The sequence below is a fragment of the Streptomyces sp. NPDC058964 genome (assembly GCF_042741275.1).
Classification (GTDB): Bacteria; Actinomycetota; Actinomycetes; order Streptomycetales; family Streptomycetaceae; genus Streptomyces.
The window spans coordinates 1-2,977 of the sequence record NZ_JBHYKH010000169.1 but is presented as its reverse complement, the minus strand read 5'-3'; the positions used below and the strand labels follow the sequence as shown (position 1 = coordinate 2,977).

General features: G+C 72.2%; 4 protein-coding genes and 1 pseudogene. 1 reads left to right on the top strand and 4 read right to left on the bottom strand.

Annotated elements, in window-relative coordinates:
* The 4 genes from ACFW2E_RS21510 to ACFW2E_RS21495 form a co-directional block, all read right to left on the bottom strand.
* On the bottom strand, nt 1-483 hold a 483-nt coding region (locus tag ACFW2E_RS21510), incomplete at its 3' end, for an AAA family ATPase (protein ID WP_384468674.1).
* A complete protein-coding gene (locus tag ACFW2E_RS21505) occupies nt 476-598 on the bottom strand; it encodes a hypothetical protein (RefSeq protein ID WP_384468673.1) in 123 nt (40 codons plus the stop codon). The genes ACFW2E_RS21505 and ACFW2E_RS21510, both read right to left, overlap by 8 nt.
* Before the next feature lie 104 nt (nt 599-702).
* Entirely contained in the window at nt 703-1,803 is a 1,101-nt protein-coding gene (locus ACFW2E_RS21500) for a sensor histidine kinase (RefSeq protein WP_384468672.1), read from the bottom strand.
* Nucleotides 1,800-2,465, bottom strand: a complete 666-nt coding sequence (locus ACFW2E_RS21495) for a response regulator (RefSeq protein ID WP_384468671.1) — start codon at nt 2,463-2,465, stop codon at nt 1,800-1,802. Before ACFW2E_RS21495 ends, ACFW2E_RS21500 begins: the two co-directional genes overlap by 4 nt.
* A gap of 196 nt (nt 2,466-2,661) precedes the next feature.
* Between ACFW2E_RS21495 and ACFW2E_RS21490 the strand changes: the two are divergent.
* Nucleotides 2,662-2,977: pseudogene (locus tag ACFW2E_RS21490) on the top strand (hypothetical protein); the annotation flags it as partial.

The following is a 2,977-nucleotide window of genomic DNA, read 5'->3' as shown; positions in this document are numbered from 1 at the left end:
GGGCGCGGGGGCGCCCCCCCCCCCCCCACCCTCTCCCCCAAAGACCTCGCCGGGCCCCGTGCCCCCGTCGAGCTCGCCCCGGGGGGGGGGCCGGGGCCCGGGTGGCGACCGGGCGGCCCCCCGCGGCCGGGGCAGCAGATACTCCTCGGTGAACAGGTCGGCGTCGTGCAGCGACTCCCCACGGGACTCGGCCAGCCGGATCGCCAGCAGTTGCCGCGGGTAGTTCCACTCGTACAGGGCCTCGGACGAGGACAGTCCCTCGTAGCACTGCAACCGGATCAGCGGGGTGTCCAGTACGGCGGCGAGCGCGCGCGCCGCCTCCGTCTTGCCGACGCCGGGTTCGCCCTCCAGGAGGATCGGCTGCCGCATGCGTACGGCCAGCAGCAGCGCCGTGGTCAGGGCGTCGTCGGCCAGGTAGCCGACTGCGTCCAGCCGGGAGCGCAGGGCCGGGACATCCGCTTCGAGGGGGTCGGAGTCAGGCATGTGCGTAGTGGGAGGGGTCGTCGGCGAAGGCGTGCTGGCACCCCGGCCCGCAGAAGTACACAGTGCCGCCGGCCCGGTCCAGTGACAGCGTCGTGGGGGTGATCGTCACCGTCATGCCGCAGACGGGATCCACCACCTCGGTCCCGGCCCGCGGCGGGGGCGCGCGGGGGGGGGCGCGCCCCGGCCCCGGGTCCCTGTTCCGGACGGGTGGCGCGAGGGTCAGATCGGCAGCCGCAGGTGGAGCTTGTAGCCGCCGTCGGCCGTGGGGCCGGATGTGACGGTGCCGCCGAGGAGTTCGGCACGCTGGCGCAGGCCGACGAGGCCGTGCTGGGCGCTGGGGAGGGAAAGTACGGGCCGCTTGGGGGCGTCGTTGGTGATGGTCGTGTGGATCGCGCTGTCCCTGTGGTGGATGCAGACGGTCGCCTTGGCGCCGGGTGCGTGCTTGCGGACGTTGGTGAGGGCCTCCTGGACAGTGCGGTAGACGGCGCGCTGGACCGTGGGGGGAAGGTCCTCGGGCAGGTCCGCCTTCAGTTCCGTTTCGATGCCGCTGTTCTCGACCAGCCGCTGCAGGTCGGCCAGGGACGGCTGCGGGGTGAGTTCCGTGGGGCGGCTGCCGGAGGCGCGCAGCACGCTGACCATGTGCCGCAGCTCGTCGAGGGTCTGCACGCTGAGCCGCCGGATCGTGGCCGCGGCCTCCCTGGTCTCCTCGTCCCGGCTGCTCACCTGGAGCGCTCCGGCCTGTACGGCGATGAGGCTGACCTGGTGGGAGACCACGTCGTGCATCTCCCTGGCCAGTCCGGCACGCTCCTGCGCCAGGATGCTCTGGGCGGACAGCAGCCGTTCCTGCTCGCGTGCCTCGGAGATCTCGGCGAGCCGCAGGGACAGGTCGCGTCGGGCCTGTACGAGCTGGCCCAGGAAGACGGGTGCCGCCGCCGTGGCCAGCGTGTAGGTGAGATGCAGGAGGTTGTCGGTCTGATCGAGCTCGTCGGCCTGCAGGGACGACCAGGGCCAGGGCATGAAGTCGGCGACCGTGTAGGCCAGCGCGCAGGCGGCCAGCAGCACACGGTGCCGGCTGAGCGAGGAGAGCGTGTACAGCGCGATGACGGTGGCGAACACCGCGTCGGAGATCAGCGCGGTGGGCAGTGTGAGGACGTAGGTCACCAGCGGCAGGCGGCGGCGCAGTATGAGGGCGACGGCGGCGAGCAGAGCCCAGCCCGTGGCTACCGGCGTCGCGACGTCGATGTGCGCCCACGCGTCCAGCAGCGATACCAGCACGAGGCCGGCGTCGACCAGTGGGGCTGGGATCCCTCTGTGCTTCATGTCGCGTCCTGGTCCCGCGGCGAAGCGAGCAGGCCCGCGCGTTCGGCGATCAACGCCGCCTGTACTCGGCTGCTGACGCGAAGTTTGCTGAAGATGGCGCTGACATGGCCTTTCACCGTTCCGGTGCTCAGGTGCATGCGCTCGCCGATGTCGGTGTTGGCCAGCCCCTCGGCCATGAGGACCAGGACGTCGCGCTCACGCCCGGTCAGCCGGTCCGCGAGGTGGACGGCCGGCTCGCGCACGTCCTTGTCGAGGTAGCCGTCCACCACCGTGCGCGTGACCTTGGACGACAGCACTGTCCCACCCTTGGCCAACGCGCGCACGAGGTGTGGCAGCTGCTCCGGGTCGGTGTCCTTGAGCAGGAAGCCCGCGGCGCCCGAGCGCAGGGCGGTCGCCACGTACTCGTCGGCGTCGAACGTGGTGAGCATGGCCACCACCGGCGGGTCCGCCATGCGTCGGAGTTCGGCCAGGACGGTGAGCCCGTCGACGTCCGGCATGCGGATGTCGAGCAGGACGACGTCCGGGTTCGCTTCCCGTACCGTCCGGACGGCCTCGCCGCCGGGGACCGCCGCCACGACCTCGATGTCTTCCGCCGTGTTGAGGATGTGGGTGAAGCCCCCGCGGACCAGGGCTTCGTCGTCGACCACCAGGACCCGGATCACGTGCGCTCCGCTCGTCGCGAACCCTCCGTTCGATCCGTACCACGGTGGAGGCCGTATCCGGGCGGGCCGGGGGTGATTCCCGCCGATTGGCGGCGCGGTACCGGACGGTCGGCGGGGGTGGCTCCGGCCGGTCGGCGGGGCGCCTTCGGAAGCGCGCCCGGTGAGTCGGACCGGGAATTGGGTACAGCCTGAGGACATGAGGCGGAATGCGTCACCGGTCGTACCCACGGTGGAGTCGTGCGCGCATGCGGCGGCCCCTTCCCCCGCCTGTTCCCAGGCGCCGTCGACGGGACGGCTGATCGGCATAGACCTGGCCCGTGGCCTCGCGGTCTTCGGAATGTTCTCCGTCCATGTCGGCCCCGATGTGACGGTGGGCGGGCCGGTGGGGTTCCTGCTGGAGACGGCGCGGGGCCGCTGCTCCCCCCAGTTCGCGCGGCTCCACCGCTTCACTCTGATCAAAAACACCCGACCGCCCCGTGCCCCCACCGGGCGCCCCCGCCCGCGACCCCGTG

Excerpts from the sequence above, each read along its gene's own strand:
- ACFW2E_RS21505 (WP_384468673.1), bottom strand. The coding sequence starts at position 598 with ATGACGGTGACGATCACCCCCACGACGCTGTCACTGGACCGGGCCGGC.
- ACFW2E_RS21500 (WP_384468672.1), bottom strand. The coding sequence starts at position 1,803 with ATGAAGCACAGAGGGATCCCAGCCCCACTGGTCGACGCCGGCCTCGTG.